This window comes from Streptomyces sp. KL116D (genome assembly GCF_030766975.1).
In the GTDB taxonomy this organism is placed as follows: Bacteria; Actinomycetota; Actinomycetes; order Streptomycetales; family Streptomycetaceae; genus Streptomyces; species Streptomyces longispororuber_A.
Map to the genome: position 1 here is coordinate 163,960 of NZ_JASERH010000035.1, position 18,554 is coordinate 182,513.

Here is an 18,554-nt window from a genome sequence, read left to right on the forward strand (position 1 = left end):
ATGGCCACCACCCCCGCGCCGCCCAAGGCGCCACCGAAGCCGACCTGGAAGCCGGGAGCCGGGGTCGAACCCCCCTTCCCCTGGCTCCGCCCCACCATTCGCATAAGGCTCACGCTGCTGTACGGCGGCATGTTCCTGATCGCGGGCATCCTGCTGCTCTCGATCATCTACCTGCTGGCGGCCCAGGCCCTGAACGTGGGCAGCGAGCTCCCGTTCAAGATCGTCGAAGGCACCGTCTCCAGCAACGTCTGCAACATCCCGGACGGCACGAGGATCCCCGCCAGCGAGCTGAACAGCGCGCTGAGCGACTGCGTCAACCAGCAGCGCCAGCACGCCCTGGACGTGCTGCTGAGCCGCTCCCTGATGGCACTGCTCGGCCTCGCGATCATCGCCTTCGCCTTCGGCTACGCGATGGCGGGCCGCGTCCTGTCGCCGCTCGGCCGGATCACCCGCACCGCGCGCCGCGTCGCCGGCACGGACCTCTCCCGCCGGATCGAGCTGGACGGCCCGGACGACGAGCTGAAGGAGCTGTCGGACACCTTCGACGAGATGCTGGACCGCCTGGAGCGGGCGTTCACGGCGCAGCAGCGCTTCGTGGGCAACGCGTCGCACGAGCTGCGCACCCCCCTCGCGATCAACCGCACGCTCCTGGAGGTCCACCTCTCCGACCCCGGCGCCCCCGTGGAGCTCCAGCAGCTCGGCAAGACGCTGCTCGCCACGAACGAGCGCAGCGAGCAGCTCGTGGAGGGCCTGCTGCTGCTCGCCCGCAGCGACAACCAGATCGTCGAGCGCAAGCCCGTGGACCTGGCCGAGGTCGCCTCCCAGGCGCTCGACCAGGCCCGGGCCGAGGCCGAGCAGAAGGGCGTGGAGATCCGCGGCGAGCGCAAGGAAGCGGTCGTCCAGGGCAACGGCGTCCTCCTGGAGCGCATCGCGCTGAACCTCGTACAGAACGCGATCCGGTACAACGTCCCCGAAGGGGGCTGGGTCCAGGTCGACACCGAGGCGCAGCACGGCCAGGCGGTCCTGGTGGTCGCCAATACGGGCCCCGTGGTCCCCGCGTACGAGATCGACAACCTCTTCGAGCCGTTCCGGCGGCTGCGCACGGAGCGCACCGGCAGCGACAAGGGCGTGGGCCTCGGTCTGTCCATCGCCCGGTCCGTCGCGCGCGCCCACGGCGGCCGGATCAGCGCCGAGCCGCGCGAGGGGGGTGGGCTCGTGATGCGCGTCACCCTGCCGATCTAGGTCGGTTCAAGGTGCACGCCGCGTGCGGATCTGACATGCTTCCGCCGACGCGCTGAGGAGTTCGCTTTTAGCGGAATTTTCGGGACCTGCGCCCGGGAAGGCCGTGTGTGATCGATCACATGGGCGAATTTCCGGCCATCTACTCTCCGTGATCGCCAAAGTCGCCGGAAAGCCGGGAAAATCCGGGTTTTCGGGCAGCTTGATCACGGGAAGTACACGGGGTGGCGCCCGTGCAGTGCGTCAATCGGACCGTGTACGGTCCCGTTCGCCACCCAAGCCGATCACTCATGAGGGGTCCGGTTGGGTGTCGATTGAGTAACAGACCTTGATGTGAGGCAAAATCTCCGCCTCAGGTCGGGCACAAGTCCGGCCTCTCATGCGTTACGTGCGCTGAGACACCGCAGACACCCAGAGGGGGAGAGCGACATGGCAACGGATTACGACACCCCACGCAAGACCGATGACGACCTCAACGAAGACAGCATTGAGGAACTGAAGTCACGGCGTAACGACAAGTCCGCGTCGAACGTCGACGTGGACGAGTTCGAGGCGGCCGAGGGCCTCGAGCTCCCGGGCGCAGACCTCTCGAACGAGGAACTGGCCGTCCGCGTCCTGCCCAAGCAGCAGGACGAGTTCACCTGCATGAGCTGCTTCCTGGTGCACCACCGCAGCCAGCTTGCGCGGGAGAAGAACGGGCAGCCGATCTGCCGCGACTGCGACTGAGGCAGGGTCGGGCATGACTGGCTCGACCCCGCCCTGGAAGCGCCGTTCCCTCAAGAAGCTCCGAGGGACGGCAGAAGGCCCGTCAGAGGCCGTGCGTGACGACGAGCGAGGCTCTTCCGGTCGTGAAGACGCCTCGCTCGAATCGGCGGACGACCGCGAGGTGACGGGCGACCTGGAGGCGGCCGGCATCGTGCTCCCGCACGACGCCGACAGCGCCGCCGTGGAGACCAGGGCGCAGACGACGAGACGGCGGGTGACCGCCGTCAGGGACGGTGTGCGCAAGAGCGGCACCGTCGCGAGAACGGGGATGGTCAAGAGCGGCGCCGCCGCCAAGGCCGGCATCGGCTACCTCGCCGACCGGATCATCGACAACGCGCCGCGGGTTCCCGTCCGGGACCTCGCGACCCTGCGCAAGCAGTTCCCCGGGCTCGGCCCCGAGGAGATCGCGGACAAGCTCGTCGCCGGTGCGGCGATGGCCTCGTCCACGGTGGGCGCGGGAGTCGGAGCAGCCGCGATGCTGCCCGTACCGCCCGCGATGCCGACCGAACTGGCCGCCGAGATCACGGGTGTCGCGGCGATCGAGCTGAAGCTGATCGCCGAGCTGCACGAGGTCTACGGAGTGCGGCCCGCCGGCAATCTGAAGGACCGCAGCAGCGCCTATCTGACCTCGTGGACGCAGGAGCGCGGCATCGAGGTCACCAAGCCGATGTCCGTCAACGTCGCGCTCGGCGGACAGATGAAGCGCGAGCTGCGGCAGCAGATCATGAAGCGCACGGTGCGCAACCTGCCGAGCCTGACGCCGTTCATGGTCGGCGCGGCCGTGGGCGCGGTCATGAACCGGCGCGACACGAAGAAGCTGGCCGACCGGGTCCGCAAGGACCTCCGGCACCTGCAGGTCTCGTGGGACGCGCTCGGCGAGCTGCCGGCCCTGCCCACGCCGAAGGACGCCCTGGAGATCGAGGGCTGAGTTCCGGGCTTCCGGGCGGCCGGCTCTCAGGCCCGGCTCAGAGCCTTTGCCAAAGCTTCAGGTTCGCGCGTCGAGAGGTAGACGTACGGCGTCGGGTCCGCCGGGTCCGTGATCTTCGCCCGGACCGCCGTGGGCACGTAGCTGCGCAGCAGCATGAAGGCGCGCGGATCGGCCTTGTACGTGCGCCAGGCGCGCGCCTCCTCCGGGTCCAGGACCTCGACGTCGCCCAGGGCGGAGAGCGGGATCTTCGCATCGCCCGCGACCAGCGAGTCCGCCACGACGCGGATCCGGATCGAGCCGTACGAGCTGGTGATCACGGCCGCCACGAGGAGACCGCCGACGAAGCCCCCGAGCATCGGCAGCGTGCCGAAGGGCAGCAGGATGATGCCGCACGCGACGCCCACCAGGAACGTGATGAGCCACCACGCGCGCGGTGCGGTGAGGCGTTCTTCGTAAGGCGTCGTCGAGTGCTCCATGGGCTCAAGCTTGGCACGATGCGTGAACCCTCAGGACGCGCGGGTAAGGTCTGCGCCTGTGAGTGGTACTTCAGCAGCTCTGACGCCCCCGGCCGACGCCATAGCGCCCGTACGGCACCCCGACGCGCCCGCTCCCGGTGAGCTCCTCGGCGCGCACTACGGACACTGTTTCGGCTGTGGCGGCGAGCAGCCGCACGGGCTGCATCTGGAGGCGCGGGCCGGCGAGGGTGTCAGCGTCACCGCCGAGTTCACCGTCCGGGCCGCTCATCAGGGCGCACCGGGCCTGGCGCACGGCGGTCTGCTCGCCACGGCGCTGGACGAGACGCTCGGCTCCCTGAACTGGCTGATCCAGACCATCGCCGTGACCGGGCGGCTGGAGACGGACTACGTGCGGCCGGTGCCGGTGGACACCGTTCTGCACCTGTCCGCCGAGGTCACCGCCGTCGCCGGACGCAAGATCTACTCGACCGCGACCGGCCGGATCGGCGGCCCCGACGGGCCCGTCGCCGTCCGTGCCGACGCCCTCTTCATCGAGGTGAAGGTCGACCACTTCATCGACAACGGACGCCCGGAGGAGATCCAGGCGGCCATGAGCGACCCGGACCAGGTCCGGCGTGCGCGTGCCTTCGAGGTGAACCCGTGACGCTTGACGTGCTGATCCGCCGCGTCGACCCCGACGTACCGCTTCCCGCGTATGCGCACCCGGGCGACGCGGGGGCCGATCTGCGCACCACGGAGGCGTGCGAACTCGCTCCGGGGGAGCGCGTCGTGCTGCCCACCGGAGTGTCTGTCGCGCTGCCCGAGGGGTACGCGGCCTTCGTGCACCCACGATCCGGTCTCGCCGCACGCTGCGGTGTCGCTCTGGTGAATGCCCCAGGGACGGTGGATGCCGGGTACCGTGGGGAGATCAAGGTGATCGTGGTGAATCTCGACCCGCGCGAGAGCGTGCGGTTCGAGCGCTTCGACCGGATTGCCCAACTGGTCGTCCAGCAGGTCGAGAGGGTCCGCTTCCAGGAGGTCGCGGAGCTTCCCGATTCGGTGCGGGCCGAGGGGGGCTTCGGGTCCACCGGCGGGCATGCCGCCGTGGGCGCGGACGGTCAAAAGGGTGGGAATCGATACGCTTCGGTCGTATCCGACCGGGAAGGACAGTGACGTGTTCGGACGTCGCAAGAAGAACAGCTCCGCTGAGGACGCAGTGGACGCGGCGGGCGAGGCCGAGCAGGTCGTCGACAGTGCCGACGCGGACGCTGAGGGTGAGCCGGAGCGCGTGCGGCTCGAGCCCGAGCCGCGTCCCGACGGTCCCTGGGACGCCTCTGAGGTCCGTGAGCCCGGCGAGGGCCGGGTCGACCTGGGCGGACTCTTCGTCCCCGGCGTGGAGGGCATGGAGCTGCGGGTGGAGGTCGCGGGTGACGCGATCGTCGCGGCGACCGTCGTCCTCCAGGACAGCGCGGTCCAGCTGCAGGCCTTCGCCGCCCCCAAGAAGGAGGGCATCTGGGGCGAGGTCCGCGAGGAGATCGCCACGGGCATCACCCAGCAGGGTGGTGTGATCGACGAGGTCGAGGGTTCGCTCGGCTGGGAGCTGCGGGCCCAGGTGCCGGTGCAGCTGCCGGACGGCACCGGCGGCTTCCAGGTGGTGCGCTTCATCGGCGTGGACGGCCCCCGCTGGTTCCTGCGCGGTGTGATCTCCGGGCAGGGCGCCGTGCAGCCGCAGGCGGCCGGCCTGCTCGAGCAGATCTTCCGGGACACGGTCGTCGTGCGCGGCGAGGGTCCGATGGCCCCGCGCGACCCGATCGTCCTGAAGCTCCCGGACGACGCGCAGATGGTCGCCGAGGGCACCACGCAGGCCTCCGACGAGAGCTCGCGCTTCTCCGGCGGCATGGGGCAGCTCCAGCGCGGCCCGGAGATCACCGAGGTCCGCTGACACAGCTCGTTCGTACGTGGCCGGGGGCCGCGCATCCTTCAGGGGTGCGCGGCCCCCGGCTTTTCGTTGCCCGTGCTCCCGGTGTTCCCCGTGGTCCCTCAACTGCCGTTCTTTTCTCAGTACTTGACGGAAGGCTGGTCCGTACCTAGGGTCACCGGCCAGCGCCGTGGTTCACATCGGCGCCCCGCGTTCACATACGAGAACGGATGGCCCCCACCATGCAGGCTCGTCACCGACGATCGCGCACCACCCTGCTTGCCACCCTCGCCACCGCCGTCACCGCCCTGGTCGCCGGCGTCGTCGCCTGGCCGGGAGCGGACCGCGCCGACGCGGCGCCCGCGACCTTCGCCCACCCCGGAGTCACCGTCTCCAAGGGGCAGTTGGACTTCGCCAAGGCCAAGGCCGACGCCGGGGCGCAGCCCTGGAAGGGCGCCCTCGACCAGATGCTGGCGAGCAAGTACGCCGACCTGAACCGCACGCCCAAGCCCCGTGCCACCGTCGAGTGCGGCTCGTACTCCAACCCCAACTACGGCTGCACCGACGAGCGCGAGGACGCGATAGCCGCGTACACCGACGCGCTCGCCTGGTACTTCACCCGCGACGAGCGGTACGCGAAGAAGTCGATCGCGCTGATGGACGCCTGGTCCGGCACGATCAAGGAGCACACCAACAGCAACGCGCCTCTGCAGACCGGCTGGGCCGGCTCCTCCTGGCCCAAGGCCGCCGAGATCATCAAGTACACGTACTCCGGCGGCTGGGCGAACGAGAGCCGCCTCCGGACGATGCTGCGCGACGTCTACCTGCCGAAGGTCATCAACGGCTCGAACTCCAACGGCAACTGGGAGCTGTCGATGATGGAGGCCGCCGTCGGCATCTCCGTCTTCCTGGAGGACAAGACGTCCTACGACAAGGCCATGGCCAAGTTCCGGACGCGCACGGCCGCGTACGTGTACCTGTCCTCGGACGGCGCGCTGCCCAAGACCGTGCCCAGCCAGAACCTGGACACGAAGGAGAAGATCGTCAACTACTGGCAGGGCCAGTCGACCTTCGTGACGGGACTGACCCAGGAGACCTGCCGCGACTTCACGCACACCGGATACGGCATCTCGGCCATCTCGCACATCGCCGAGACCAGCCGCATCCAGGGGCAGGACCTGTACGGCACCGACGTCGGCGAGCGGCTGCGGCAGGCGCTCGGCTTCCAGTCCAAGTACGAGCTCGGTGAGGCGCCGCCGAGCTCGCTGTGCGGCGGCACCGTCAAGCGCGGCCTCGGACCGGTCACCGAGGTCGGCTACAACGCCCTGCACACCCGCCTGGGCACGGCCATGACCAACACCCAGAAGCTCACCGAGCAGCAGCGGCCCGCCGGGTCCAACAACCTGTTCGTGGCCTGGGAGACGCTGACCCACGCCGAGAACCCGAGCTAGCGGGCCCGTAACCGGTCTCGACCATTGCCCGGCCGGGCGCCGCATGCCCATACTGGCGCCCGGCCGGGAACGTACGTACGGGGGAGCGGCGCGGATGACCGAGAAGGCAGAGGCGGGGACCGCCGTCCTGGAGCAGGACGGCCGGGGACCGATGGTCGTGGTGGACGGGCTGCACCGTTCGTACGGGTCCGGGGCCGCCGCCGTCCACGCCCTGCGCGGGGTGTCCTTCGAGGTGCCGCGCGGCGAGCTCGTCGCCCTCAAGGGGCGCTCCGGATCCGGCAAGACGACGCTGCTCAACCTCGTGGGCGGGCTCGACGAGCCCGACCGGGGGCGGATCACCGTGGACGGCCTCGACCTCGCCGAGCTCGGCGAGAACGGCCTCCTTGAACTGCGCCGGGACCGGATCGGCTTCATCTTCCAGTCCTTCGGGCTGATCCCGATCCTCACCGCCGCCGAGAACGTCGGCGTGCCGATGCGGCTGCGCAAGGCGGACCCGCGCGAGCGCGAGGAGCGGGTCGAGCTGCTGCTCTCCCTCGTCGGCCTCGACGGGCACGCCAAGCAGCGGCCCGGCGAGCTCTCCGGCGGCCAGCAGCAGCGCGTCGCCATCGCCCGGGCGCTGGCCAACAAGCCGGCCCTCCTCATCGCCGACGAGCCCACCGGGCAGCTCGACGCGGAGACCGGGCTCGCCGTGATGGAGCTGCTGCGGGCCGTCGTGCGCAGCGAGCGCGTCACCGCACTGGTCGCCACGCACGACGCGACGCTGCTCGACCTCGCCGACCGGGTCCTGGAGCTGAGCGACGGCGAGATCGTCCAGCACTGACCGCGCGGGCGCGCATCAGGGTTGCGTCAAAGCCGCCCACCCACCAGGCATCTGTCCCATTTGCCAGAATTGCTGGCCGTAAGGTCGACGCTGCGTGATGCAGCGACTGAAAGACAATGGGGCCATGGGACGCGGCAAGCTTCGGATCTATCTCGGCAGCGCACCGGGCGTCGGCAAGACGTACGCGATGCTCTCCGAGGCGCACCGCCGCGTCGAGCGCGGCACGGACTGCGTGGTGGCGTTCGTCGAGCACCACGGCAGGCCGCGCACCGAGGTGATGCTGCACGGCCTGGAGCAGGTCGAGCGCAAGGAGATCGAGTACCGGGGCTCCGTCTTCCGCGAGATGGACGTCGACGCCGTCCTGGGCCGTGCGCCCGCCGTCGCCCTCGTCGACGAACTCGCCCACACGAACGTGCCCGGCTCCCGCAACGCCAAGCGCTGGCAGGACGTCGAGGAGCTGCTCGCGGCGGGCATCGACGTCATATCGACGGTCAACATCCAGCACCTGGAGTCGCTGGGCGACGTCGTCGAGGCGATCACCGGGGTGCGTCAGCGCGAGACCGTGCCCGACGAGGTGGTGCGCCGCGCGGACCAGATCGAGCTGGTCGACATGTCGCCCCAGGCGCTGCGCCGCCGGATGGCCCACGGGAACATCTACAAGTCCGACAAGGTCGACGCGGCGCTGTCGAACTACTTCCGCCCGGGCAACCTCACCGCGCTGCGCGAGCTGGCCCTGCTCTGGGTCGCCGACCGCGCCGACGAGTACCTCCAGCAGTACCGGGGCGAGCACAACATCCGCTCCACCTGGCAGGCCCGCGAGCGCATCGTCGTCGGACTGACCGGCGGTCCCGAAGGCCGTACGTTGATCAGGCGCGCGGCCCGGCTCGCCGAGAAGGGTGCCGGCGGCGAGGTCCTCGCGGTGTACATCGCCCGCAGCGACGGCCTCACCGCCGCGTCCCCCAAGGAACTGGCCGTCCAGCGCACCCTGGTCGAAGACCTCGGCGGAACGTTCCACCACGTCATCGGCGACGACATCCCCTCCGCGCTCCTGGAGTTCGCCCGCGGGGTCAACGCCACCCAGATCGTCCTCGGCTCCTCGCGCCGCAAGACCTGGCAGTACATGTTCGGGCCCGGCGTCGGCGCCACCGTCGCCCGGGAGTCCGGGCCCGACCTCGACGTCCACATCGTCACGCACGAGGAGGTCGCCAAGGGGCGCGGGCTGCCCGTCGCCCGCGGTGCCCGGCTCGGGCGGTCCAGGATCGCGTGGGGCTGGTTCATCGGCGTCGGCGGACCCGCGCTGCTCGCGCTGCTCCTCACGCACGTCGACTCCGACCTCGGCCTCGCCAACGACATGCTGCTGTTCCTGTCGCTGACCGTGGCGGCGGCGCTGGTCGGCGGGCTGCTCCCGGCGCTCGCCTCGGCGGCGTTCGGCTCCCTGCTCCTGAACTACTACTTCACACCCCCGCTGCACCTGTTCACGATCGCCGACCCGAAGAACATCGTCGCCATCGTGATCTTCGTCGGCGTCGCGGTGTCGGTGGCGTCCGTGGTGGATCTGGCGGCGCGGCGCACGCACCAGGCGGCCCGGCTGCGGGCCGAGTCGGAGATCCTGTCGTTCCTGGCGGGCAGCGTGCTGCGCGGCGAGACCAGCCTGGAGGCCCTGTTGGAGCGGGTCCGGGAGACGTTCGCGATGGAGTCGGTGGCGCTGCTGGAGCGGGCGGGCGACACCGAGCCGTGGACCTGCGCGGGCAGCGTCGGACCGCGCCCGCTCGTACGCCCCGAGGACGCCGACGTCGACGTCCCCGTCGGCGGCCACATGGCGCTCGCCCTGTCCGGGCGCGTGCTGCCCGCCGAGGACCGGCGCGTGCTCGCCGCGTTCGCCGCGCAGGCCGCCGTCGTGCTCGACCGCCAGCGCCTCCAGGACGCCGCCGACCAGGCCCGCACCCTCGCCGAGGGCAACCGGATCCGCACCGCGCTGCTCGCCGCCGTCTCGCACGACCTGCGCACCCCGCTGGCCGGCATCAAGGCCTCCGTGTCGTCCCTGCGCTCCGAGGACGTCGAGTGGTCCGACGAGGACCAGGCGGAACTGCTCGCCGGGATCGAGGAGGGCGCCGACCGGCTCGACCACCTCGTCGGCAACCTCCTCGACATGTCCCGCCTCCAGACCGGCACCGTGACCCCGCTCATCCGGGAGATCGACCTCGACGAGGTGGTGCCGATGGCGCTGGTCGGCGTACCGGACCCGGAGCTCAGCGTCGACCTGGAGATCCCGGAGTCGCTGCCCATGGTCACCGTCGACAAGGGCCTGCTGGAGCGGGCCGTCGCGAACATCGTGGAGAACGCCGTCAAGTACAGCCCGCCCGACGAGCCCGTGCTCGTCGCCGCGAGCACGCTCGGCGACCGCGTCGAACTCCGCGTGGTGGACCGCGGACCCGGCGTCCCGGACGAGGCGAAGGACCGCATCTTCGCGCCCTTCCAGCGCTACGGTGACGCTCCACGCGGCGCCGGAGTGGGACTCGGGCTCGCCGTGGCGCGAGGCTTCGTCGAGGCGATGGGCGGCACGCTCAGCGCCGAGGACACCCCCGGTGGCGGCCTCACCATGGTCCTCACCCTGCGGGCCGCGGCCCGCACCCCCTCCGCGGCGGCCGTCCAGGCCCCCGCACCGACTGCTGGAACGCAGAGAGGCAGGCACGCATGACCCGGGTGCTCGTGGTCGACGACGAACCGCAGATCGTCCGCGCCCTCGTCATCAACCTGAAGGCGCGCAAGTACGAGGTGGACGCCGCCGCCGACGGCGCGCAGGCGCTGCAGCTCGCCGCCGCCCGCCACCCCGACGTGATCGTCCTCGACCTGGGACTGCCCGACATGGACGGCGTCGAGGTCATCAAGGGGCTGCGCGGCTGGACCAGGGTGCCGATCCTCGTCCTGTCCGCCCGGCACTCGTCGGACGAGAAGGTCGAGGCGCTCGACGCCGGGGCCGACGACTACGTCACCAAGCCGTTCGGCATGGACGAGCTGCTCGCCCGGCTGCGGGCGGCCGTGCGGCGGGCCGAGCCCACCGGCGGCGGTGAGGACGAGGGCATCGTCGAGACCGCGGACTTCACGGTCGACATGGCGGCCAAGAAGGTCAACCGCGGTGGCCGCGACGTACGCCTCACGCCCACGGAGTGGCACCTGCTGGAGGTGCTGGTGCGCAACACGGGGCGCCTGGTCAGCCAGAAACAGCTGCTCCAGGAGGTGTGGGGGCCGTCGTACGGCACGGAGACGAACTATCTGCGGGTGTACATGGCCCAGCTGCGCCGCAAGCTGGAGACCGACCCCTCGCACCCGCGGCACTTCGTCACCGAGCCCGGAATGGGATACCGGTTCGAGAAGTAGCCGAAACCGGTCGGGTAGGGCCCCGGGAACCGGGGTACACCAGCGAGTACGACCGTGTCACCGGCCCCGGGTACGCTTCCTGTATGAGTGCTGTTCCTCGTTCCGACAGGGCGTCCGAGAAGCCGGCGGGCCGATTCCGGCGCATGCTCGACCGACTGTCCACCTCGCAGGAGGACCTGGAGTCGGAGGAGCTGCGCGAGGACTCGGAGACCACGGGCTGCACACGCATCGGCGACTGCCAGGACCGACAGATCGTCACGGTTACTGGTACGTTGCGCACGGTCACCCTGCGGCCACGCGCCGGAGTCCCGGCGCTGGAGGCGGAGTTGTTCGACGGCTCGGCGGCCCTGGACGTCGTGTGGCTCGGCCGCCGCTCGATCCTGGGCATAGAACCGGGCCGTAAGTTGATCGCATCGGGTCGGATCTCGATGAGCCGGGGCCGTAGGGTGCTCTTCAACCCGAAATACGAACTCAGACCGCTCGGACGGGAGTAGCCGGTGACGTCCCTCGACAAGCCGACCGACCGCGAACCCGGAGTCGACGACCCCGCAACCGCAGACAGGGCGGTGACCGAGGCCGCACTCTTCGAGGCCTTCGGTGGTGTGCGGGGCATGGTGGAGACCGTCGTGCCCGGTCTCCTCTTCGTGACCATCTTCACGATCAACAAGGACCTGCACATGTCGGCCATCGCGGCCCTCGCGGTGTCCCTGGTCCTGGTCGTCGTACGACTGGTCATGAAGGACACCGTCAAGCACGCCTTCAGCGGTGTCTTCGGCGTCGCCTTCGGTGTCGTCTTCGCGATGATGACCGGCAATGCCAAGGACTTCTACCTGCCCGGCATGCTCTACACGCTGGGGCTCGCCCTCGCGTACATCGTGACGACGCTGTGCGGGGTTCCGCTCATCGGCCTCATCCTCGGGCCGGTGTTCAAGGAGAACCTCTCCTGGCGGACGCGCAACCCCGGTCGCAAGAAGGCCTACGCGAAGGCGAGTTGGGCCTGGGGGCTCATCCTGCTCGCCAAGTGCGCGGTCCTGTTCCCGCTGTACTGGTGGGCGGACACGACGCAGTTCGGCTGGGTGCTCATCGCGCTGAAGATCCCGCCGTTCCTGCTGGCGGTGTGGCTGACGTGGGTGTTCCTGGCGAAGGCGCCCGCGCCGATCGACGTGTTCGCGGAGATGGAAGCCGCCGAGCAGGCCGAGAAGGCGGCGAAGGCCGAGAAGGCCGGGGCCGGGGCCGAGGCCGGGCGTTCCGAAGGTGGGGCGCGGCATCGCCGGGAGGCCTGAGCCCGGTTCGCGGGTGCGGGTCGTGGGGGGCTGGGCGCGCAGTTCCCCGCGCTCCTGAAGTCGGAAAAGGGCGGTGGCCCCGAGCAGAGCTCGGGGCCACCGCCCTTTTCCGACTTCTTCTACGCGTCCTCGCGCCGGACCGACAGCAGGTCCTCCAGCTGTTCCTCCCGGGCCTGCGCCGCGACGAACAGCAGCTCGTCGCCCGCCTCCAGGGAGTCCTCCTGGCTGGGGGCCAGCACGCGGGTGCCGCGGATGATCGTGACCAGGGACGTGTCCTCCGGCCACTGGACGTCGCCGACCCGGGTGCCGGCCAGGGCCGACTCCGGCGGGAGCGTCAGCTCGACCAGGTTCGCGTCACCGTGGCTGAAGCGCAGCAGGCGCACCAGGTCGCCCACGCTGACGGCCTCTTCGACCAGGGCCGACATGAGGCGCGGGGTGGAGACGGCGACGTCGACGCCCCACGACTCGTTGAACAGCCATTCGTTCTTGGGGTTGTTGACGCGGGCGACGACCCGCGGGACCCCGTACTCGGTCTTCGCGAGCAGCGAGACGACCAGGTTGACCTTGTCGTCGCCGGTGGCCGCGATGACCACGTTGCAGCGCTGCAGCGCCGCCTCGTCCAGGGACGTGATCTCGCAGGCGTCGGCGAGCAGCCACTCCGCCTGCGGGACGCGCTCGACCGAGATGGCGGTCGGCGCCTTGTCGACGAGGAGGACCTCGTGGCCGTTCTCGAGCAGCTCGCCCGCGATCGAGCGGCCGACCGCTCCGGCTCCGGCAATGGCGACCCTCATCAGTGACCGCCCTCCTCTTCAGGACCCCCGGCGAACGCCGCCTCGACCTTCTCGACGTCGTCCGTGCGCATCATCACGTGGACGAGGTCGCCCTCCTGCAGCACCGTCTGCGACGTCGGCAGGATCGCCTCGCCGAGCCGGGTCAGGAACGCGACGCGCACGCCCGTCTCCTCCTGGAGGCGGCTGATCTTGTGGCCGACCCAGGACGCCGACGTGTGCACCTCGGCGAGCTGGACGCCGCCGGTGGGATCCCGCCACAGCGGCTCCGCGCCGGACGGCAGGAGGCGGCGCAGCATCTGGTCGGCGGTCCAGCGGACCGTGGCGACCGTCGGGATGCCCAGGCGCTGGTAGACCTCGGCGCGGCGGGGGTCGTAGATCCGCGCCGCCACGTTCTCGATGCCGAACATCTCGCGGGCCACGCGGGCGGCGATGATGTTGGAGTTGTCACCGCTGGAGACCGCGGCGAACGCGCCCGCCTCCTCGATGCCGGCCTCGCGCAGGGTGTCCTGGTCGAAACCGACACCGGTGACGCGACGGCCGCCGAAACCGGAGCCCAGTCGGCGGAAGGCCGTGGGGTCCTGATCGACCACGGCGACCGTGTGGCCCTGCTGTTCCAGGGTCTGGGCAAGTTGGGACCCTACTCGGCCACAGCCCATGATCACGATATGCACGGCCCTACCCCGCACTCCTCATAGGCCTTCTGACCTGCGTAAACGTCCTGCTCATGTCTCTCTCTCGCGGCTCGGTCCAGCCGGTGCGGCTCGATCTCGGGCACGGTGCGGGCTTTTTGCGGCTCGCGCTCTGGACCACCGTATCGGCAATGTGCTCGAACTCCTCCCTCGCGTCGACGCCTAGATCGCCGACGGTTCCTACACTGGCCGGTGCGGACCTTGCGGGCGAGAGGAGACCGGCATGGCCGGGCGTCGTACGCGGTGGGGGTGGCTCGCGCTCGTCGTGGCCGCGGTGGTGGTGTGGGGGCTCGTGGCGCGCGGTGGGAACCAGCCGTCGCAGCCCCGGGCAGGGTCCCCGTCACCCGCTCCGGCGCGGTCCCCGTCGCCGTCCCCTTCGCCCTCGTCCTCGCCCTCGTCCTCGCCCGGTCGTGATGCCGCGGAGCCCTCCCCGTCCAGGACGGCCGGTGCCCGCTACGACCCCGCGGACTACGCGGCGGAGGTGCGGGCCCGCGCCGGGCAGGCCGGTGTCGGTGCGCGGCTGGTCATGGCGATCCTCTACAACGAGGCGTACAAGCCGCACGATCCGGCGCTGGAGCGGGCCTGGCAGCGGTACAAGCCCGACGCCGCCTTCGGCATCGCGAACATGCACCGGGCCGCCTTCGACGACACCAAGCGGGGCCGGGACTTCGCCGGCCGGCGCTGGGACGAGCTGCCCGACGACCGGGACCTGGCCATCGAGGCCGCGGCGTGGCACCTGCACGACCTCGCCGCACGGCTGCCGGCCCGCTGGACGGGCCCGTACACCCGCGACGAACTGCTCGCGCTCGGCTACAACACCGGGTCCGCCAACATGCTCGCCTTCGCGCGCGGGGCGTCGCCCGGCAGCCAGGCCCGGTCCTATCTCGACCGGCTGCACGAGAACTGGGAGAAGGCCGGCCGCGCGGTGGCCCGTCAGCCGTAGGAGAGGTCGTCGCAGGGGTCGGCGTCGGCGGAGCGCGCGTTCTCGGTCGGGTCTTCGGTACTGGTGGTGCCGGTGGTACTCGTGGCGTCCGCGGGGGCCTTGGCGGTCGGGTAGTCGGTGCCGAGGATCACGTCGATGCCGGTTCCGGCGGCCGGGGCGAGCGTGGCGCCGGGGAAGCGGGCGGCGACGGTCGCGGCGCGGGCGCGCAGACCGGGGCCGTACTCGACCACCGTCGTCGTGCGGCCCTGCCCCGCCGCGGTCGCCGTACCCGTGACCGTGAAGCCGTCCGCCTCCAGCTCGGCCGCGGCGCGGGCGGCGAGTCCCGGGACGGTCGTGCCGTTGTGGACGGAGACCGCGATGCCGTCCCCCGAGGAGGGTGCGGGCGACGGCGTGGGTGACGCGCTCCTGCCGTGCACCGCGCGGTCGTCCTTCAGGGACGCCCACAGGCGGTCCGCGTCCGGCTGGACGAGGGCGACGCGCGACCCCTCGTAGCGCCAGGGCACCGTCACGAACTTCAGGTGCCCCGGATCGACGTCCTTGAGCGACATCGCGAACGCGATCAGCTTGTCCGCGGAGCCCAGGCCGGGGTCGACCGTCAGCGACTCGGTGGCCGCGTTCGCCAGCGGCAGCAGCCGGGTCGGGGTCAGGCCGTCTGCGCGGATCTTCTTCAGCAGGCCGGCCATGAAGGCCTGCTGGCGCTTGATGCGGCCGATGTCCGAGCCGTGGCGGATCCGGACGTAGTCCAGGGCCCGCTGCCCGGACACCGTCTGCTCGCCCTGGGGGAAGAGGAGGGCGCCGCGGGTGGTGCGGTTCGGGTCGAGGTCGCGCGCGTAGACGTTCTGCGGCAGGCAGACCCGGACGCCGCCCACGACGTCCGTCAGCGCGGCGAAGCCCTTGAAGTCGACGACGACCGTGTGGTCGACGCGCAGGCCGGTCAGCTTCTCGACGGTGTTCTGGGTGCAGGCCGGGTTGCCCTGCGCGGTGGAGCCCACGGAGTACGCCGCGTTGAACATGGTGTCCGGCCGCTCCTTCGTCCACGTGCCGTCCGGGAGCTTGCACGAGGGGATCGTGACCAGGCTGTCGCGCGGGATCGAGACGGCGACGGCGCGCCGGTGGCCCGCGTATATGTGCAGCAGGAGCGTGGTGTCGGAGCGGCCGATGTCGCCCTTGTCGCCGCCGCCGAGCGCGCTGTTGCCGCCGGTGCGCGCGTCCGAGCCGATGACGAGGACGTTCTCGCCCTTCGACGCGTCGGCGTCCGGGCGGTCGCCGGAGACGCCGTCGGAGCTGAAGGTGTGGATGCTGCCGCCGAGCCGGAGGTAGAGCCAGCCGGCCCCCGCCGTGACGAGGACCACGAAGGAGGCGGTCAGGGCGAGGGCGATCCGGAGCGGACGCGACCGTCTGCGCCGTCGGCCGGACATGGAGCCTCCTGTGAAGTGGCGTGCATTGGGTTGTACAGTTGCGCAATGTAGCAACCTTTCGTGAGCGCACTGCAAGGAGGCGGCATGCTCCGCAACGGGCTGGAGCCCTGGCACCTGCTGATCGTGGCGGTGATCTTCATCCTGCTCTTCGGGGCCAAGCGGCTGCCGGACACCGCCAGGTCGGTCGGCAAGTCGCTGCGGATCCTCAAGAGCGAGACCGCGGCCATGAAGAGTGAGACCGAGGTCGCGAAGAGCGGTCCGACGGCCGCGCCGAGCGAGGCCGGCACCGGCCGGAAGGAGGGGTTCGAGGAGACTCGGGGGGAGGCCTGAGGACGAATGGGGGTGGCGGGTGGGCGGCCCCTCGTTCGAACGCTTACGATCCTCTGCGTGTCCAAACTGACCGACGTGCCCAAACGGATCTTGATCGGGCGCGCTCTGCGCAGTGATCGGCTCGGAGAAACGCTCCTGCCGAAGCGCATCGCACTCCCCGTTTTCGCCTCCGACGCCCTGTCCTCCGTCGCCTACGCGCCCGGTGAGGTCCTGCTCGTCCTGTCCGTCGCGGGTGTGTCGGCCTACCACTTCAGCCCGTGGATCGCCCTGGCCGTCGTGGTGGTCATGTTCACCGTCGTGGCGTCGTACCGGCAGAACGTGCACGCCTACCCCAGCGGCGGCGGCGACTACGAGGTCGCCAACACCAACCTCGGCCCCAAGGCGGGCCTGACGGTCGCCAGCGCGCTGCTCGTCGACTACGTCCTCACCGTCGCCGTCTCCATCACCTCCGGCATCGAGAACCTGGGCTCGGCGATCCCGTTCGTGGTCGAGCACAAGGTGCTGTGCGCCGTCGCGGTGATCCTGCTGCTGACGCTGATGAACCTGCGCGGCGTCAAGGAGTCCGGATCGCTCTTCGCGATCCCGACGTACGTGTTCGTCGTGGGCGTCTTCATCATGATCGCGTGGGGTGCCTTCCGCGCCCTCGTGCTCGGCGACACCATGCGCGCGCCCACCGCGGACTTCCACATCGAGGCCGAGCACCAGGGTCTCGCGGGCTTCGCCCTCGTCTTCCTGCTGCTGCGCGCCTTCTCCTCCGGCTGTGCCGCGCTCACCGGCGTCGAGGCCGTCTCCAACGGCGTCCCGGCCTTCCGCAAGCCCAAGTCCAAGAACGCGGCGACCACGCTGGCGATGATGGGCGTGCTCGCCATCACCATGCTCGTCGGCATCATCGCCCTCGCCCTGGTCACCAAGGTCCGGATGGCCGAGAACCCGGGACACGACCTGCTGAAGGGCGGCGTGCCGGTCGGCTCCGGCTACGTGCAGGACCCGGTCATCACACAGGTCGCCGAGGCCGTCTTCGGCAACGGCAGCTTCCTGTTCATCGTGCTCGCCGCGGCCACCGCCCTGGTGCTGTTCCTCGCGGCGAACACCGCGTACAACGGCTTCCCGGTGCTCGGCTCGATCCTCGCCCAGGACCGCTACCTGCCGCGCCAGCTGCACACCCGCGGCGACCGCCTGGCCTTCTCCAACGGCATCGTCCTGCTCGCCGGCGCCGCCGCGATGCTCGTCGTCATCTACGGCGCCGACTCCACCCGGCTGATCCAGCTCTACATCGTCGGCGTGTTCGTGTCCTTCACGCTCAGCCAGACCGGCATGGTCCGCCACTGGAACCGCCACCTGCGCACCGAGAAGAACGCGGACAAGCGCCGCCACATGATCCGCTCCCGCGCGATCAACGCCTTCGGCGGCTTCCTGACCGGCCTGGTCCTCGTGGTCGTCCTCGTCACGAAGTTCACCCACGGCGCCTGGGTCGCGCTGCTCGGCATGTGCATCTTCTACGCGACGATGACCGCGATCCGTAAGCACTACGACCGGGTCGCCGAGGAGATCGCCGCGCCGGAGACGCCGTCCGACGACAGCGTCCGCCCGTCCCGCGTCCACTCGATCGTCCTCGTCTCGAAGATCCACCGGCCGACGCTGCGCGCCCTCGCCTACGCGAAGCTCATGCGCACGGACACGCTCGAAGCGCTGAGCGTCAACGTCGACCCGGCCGAGACGAAGGCCCTGCGGGAGGAGTGGGAGCGCCGCGGCATCGACGTGCCGCTCAAGGTCCTCGACTCGCCCTACCGCGAGATCACCCGGCCGATCATCGAGTACGTGAAGGGCCTGCGCCGCGAGTCCCCGCGCGACGCGGTCAGCGTGATCATCCCCGAGTACGTGGTCGGCCACTGGTACGAGCACCTGCTGCACAACCAGAGCGCGCTGCGCCTGAAGGGCCGTCTGCTCTTCACGCCCGGGATCATGGTCACCTCCGTGCCGTACCAGCTGGAGTCCTCCGAGGCCGCCAAGAAGCGGGCCCGCAGGCGCTCCGAGTGGAGCGCGCCGGGTGCGGTGCGCCGGGGTCCGGTGGAGAAGCGCTCCAAGGAGCCCAGCAGCAAGTAGCCGCGACGCGGTCCCGGTGAGGGGCGCGGTCCTGATGAGCGAC

Annotated in this window: 19 protein-coding genes; 15 read left to right on the forward strand and 4 right to left on the reverse strand. The window is 70.6% G+C overall.

The genetic code is table 11. The features are described 5' to 3' along the window. The 3 genes from RBJ77_RS13940 (at window position 1) to RBJ77_RS13950 (ending at window position 2,932) form a co-directional block, all read left to right on the forward strand. Entirely contained in the window at window positions 1-1,242 is a 1,242-nt protein-coding gene (locus RBJ77_RS13940) for a sensor histidine kinase (RefSeq protein WP_372345297.1), read from the forward strand. Between the two features lie 426 nt (window positions 1,243-1,668). Then, complete coding sequence (locus tag RBJ77_RS13945; RefSeq protein ID WP_018535993.1) at window positions 1,669-1,965, forward strand: DUF4193 domain-containing protein; 297 nt, start codon at window positions 1,669-1,671, stop codon at window positions 1,963-1,965. Between the two features lie 13 nt (window positions 1,966-1,978). Then, complete coding sequence (locus tag RBJ77_RS13950) at window positions 1,979-2,932, forward strand: hypothetical protein (protein ID WP_372345298.1); 954 nt, start codon at window positions 1,979-1,981, stop codon at window positions 2,930-2,932. A 26-nt stretch (window positions 2,933-2,958) separates the two neighbouring features. On the opposite strand, the gene RBJ77_RS13955 is transcribed toward RBJ77_RS13950, so the two are convergent. Further along, window positions 2,959-3,408, reverse strand: a complete 450-nt coding sequence (locus RBJ77_RS13955; RefSeq protein WP_372345299.1) for a DUF3093 domain-containing protein — start codon at window positions 3,406-3,408, stop codon at window positions 2,959-2,961. 58 nt (window positions 3,409-3,466) lie between these two features. On the opposite strand from RBJ77_RS13955, the gene RBJ77_RS13960 reads away from it, so the two are divergent. The 9 genes from RBJ77_RS13960 to RBJ77_RS14000 all read left to right on the forward strand — a co-directional run bounded on the left by RBJ77_RS13960 (window position 3,467) and on the right by RBJ77_RS14000 (window position 12,237). Beyond that, on the forward strand, window positions 3,467-4,051 hold the full coding sequence (locus tag RBJ77_RS13960; RefSeq protein ID WP_255970481.1) for a PaaI family thioesterase: 585 nt from the start codon (window positions 3,467-3,469) through the stop codon (window positions 4,049-4,051). Continuing rightward, entirely contained in the window at window positions 4,048-4,560 is a 513-nt protein-coding gene (gene dut, locus RBJ77_RS13965; protein WP_372345300.1) for a dUTP diphosphatase, read from the forward strand. The genes RBJ77_RS13960 and dut overlap by 4 nt, the downstream gene beginning before the upstream one ends. Window position 4,561: 1 nt before the next feature. Next, complete coding sequence (locus tag RBJ77_RS13970; protein WP_255970483.1) at window positions 4,562-5,329, forward strand: DUF3710 domain-containing protein; 768 nt, start codon at window positions 4,562-4,564, stop codon at window positions 5,327-5,329. 206 nt (window positions 5,330-5,535) lie between these two features. Next, window positions 5,536-6,756, forward strand: coding sequence for an alginate lyase family protein (locus tag RBJ77_RS13975; protein ID WP_372345301.1), 1,221 nt, complete (start codon window positions 5,536-5,538; stop codon window positions 6,754-6,756). Window positions 6,757-6,850: 94 nt separating this feature from the next. After that, on the forward strand, window positions 6,851-7,576 hold the full coding sequence (locus RBJ77_RS13980) for an ABC transporter ATP-binding protein (RefSeq protein ID WP_372345302.1): 726 nt from the start codon (window positions 6,851-6,853) through the stop codon (window positions 7,574-7,576). A 124-nt stretch (window positions 7,577-7,700) separates the two neighbouring features. Beyond that, on the forward strand, window positions 7,701-10,274 hold the full coding sequence (locus RBJ77_RS13985) for an ATP-binding protein (protein ID WP_372345303.1): 2,574 nt from the start codon (window positions 7,701-7,703) through the stop codon (window positions 10,272-10,274). Continuing rightward, window positions 10,271-10,954, forward strand: a complete 684-nt coding sequence (locus RBJ77_RS13990) for a response regulator (RefSeq protein ID WP_255970492.1) — start codon at window positions 10,271-10,273, stop codon at window positions 10,952-10,954. The genes RBJ77_RS13985 and RBJ77_RS13990 overlap by 4 nt, the downstream gene beginning before the upstream one ends. An 83-nt stretch (window positions 10,955-11,037) precedes the next feature. Further along, entirely contained in the window at window positions 11,038-11,448 is a 411-nt protein-coding gene (locus RBJ77_RS13995) for an OB-fold nucleic acid binding domain-containing protein (protein ID WP_255970494.1), read from the forward strand. 3 nt (window positions 11,449-11,451) lie between these two features. After that, window positions 11,452-12,237 (forward strand): DUF3159 domain-containing protein, encoded by a 786-nt coding sequence (locus RBJ77_RS14000; RefSeq protein WP_372345304.1) that lies wholly within the window; start codon window positions 11,452-11,454, stop codon window positions 12,235-12,237. Window positions 12,238-12,356: 119 nt separating this feature from the next. Here the strand turns inward: RBJ77_RS14000 and RBJ77_RS14005 are convergent, their stop codons facing one another. Beyond that, on the reverse strand, window positions 12,357-13,028 hold the full coding sequence (locus RBJ77_RS14005; RefSeq protein ID WP_207826409.1) for a TrkA family potassium uptake protein: 672 nt from the start codon (window positions 13,026-13,028) through the stop codon (window positions 12,357-12,359). Continuing rightward, complete coding sequence (locus tag RBJ77_RS14010) at window positions 13,028-13,699, reverse strand: NAD-binding protein (RefSeq protein ID WP_372345305.1); 672 nt, start codon at window positions 13,697-13,699, stop codon at window positions 13,028-13,030. The genes RBJ77_RS14005 and RBJ77_RS14010 overlap by 1 nt, the downstream gene beginning before the upstream one ends. A gap of 241 nt (window positions 13,700-13,940) precedes the next feature. Here RBJ77_RS14010 and RBJ77_RS14015 point away from each other — a divergent pair, with 241 nt between their 5' ends. Beyond that, window positions 13,941-14,660 carry a lytic transglycosylase domain-containing protein gene (locus RBJ77_RS14015; protein ID WP_372345306.1) on the forward strand — a complete coding sequence of 240 codons (720 nt, stop codon included), beginning with the start codon at window positions 13,941-13,943 and terminating at the stop codon, window positions 14,658-14,660. Here the strand turns inward: RBJ77_RS14015 and RBJ77_RS14020 are convergent. Next, on the reverse strand, window positions 14,651-16,078 hold the full coding sequence (locus tag RBJ77_RS14020) for an LCP family protein (protein WP_372345307.1): 1,428 nt from the start codon (window positions 16,076-16,078) through the stop codon (window positions 14,651-14,653). The genes RBJ77_RS14015 and RBJ77_RS14020 overlap by 10 nt on opposite strands. Window positions 16,079-16,162: 84 nt before the next feature. Here RBJ77_RS14020 and tatA point away from each other — a divergent pair, with 84 nt between their 5' ends. Together tatA and RBJ77_RS14030 are read left to right on the forward strand one after the other, a co-directional pair. Then, complete coding sequence (gene tatA / locus RBJ77_RS14025; RefSeq protein WP_372345308.1) at window positions 16,163-16,408, forward strand: Sec-independent protein translocase subunit TatA; 246 nt, start codon at window positions 16,163-16,165, stop codon at window positions 16,406-16,408. Between the two features lie 57 nt (window positions 16,409-16,465). Beyond that, window positions 16,466-18,511 carry an APC family permease gene (locus tag RBJ77_RS14030; protein WP_372345309.1) on the forward strand — a complete coding sequence of 682 codons (2,046 nt, stop codon included), beginning with the start codon at window positions 16,466-16,468 and terminating at the stop codon, window positions 18,509-18,511. The last annotated feature ends 43 nt before the right edge of the window (window positions 18,512-18,554 follow it).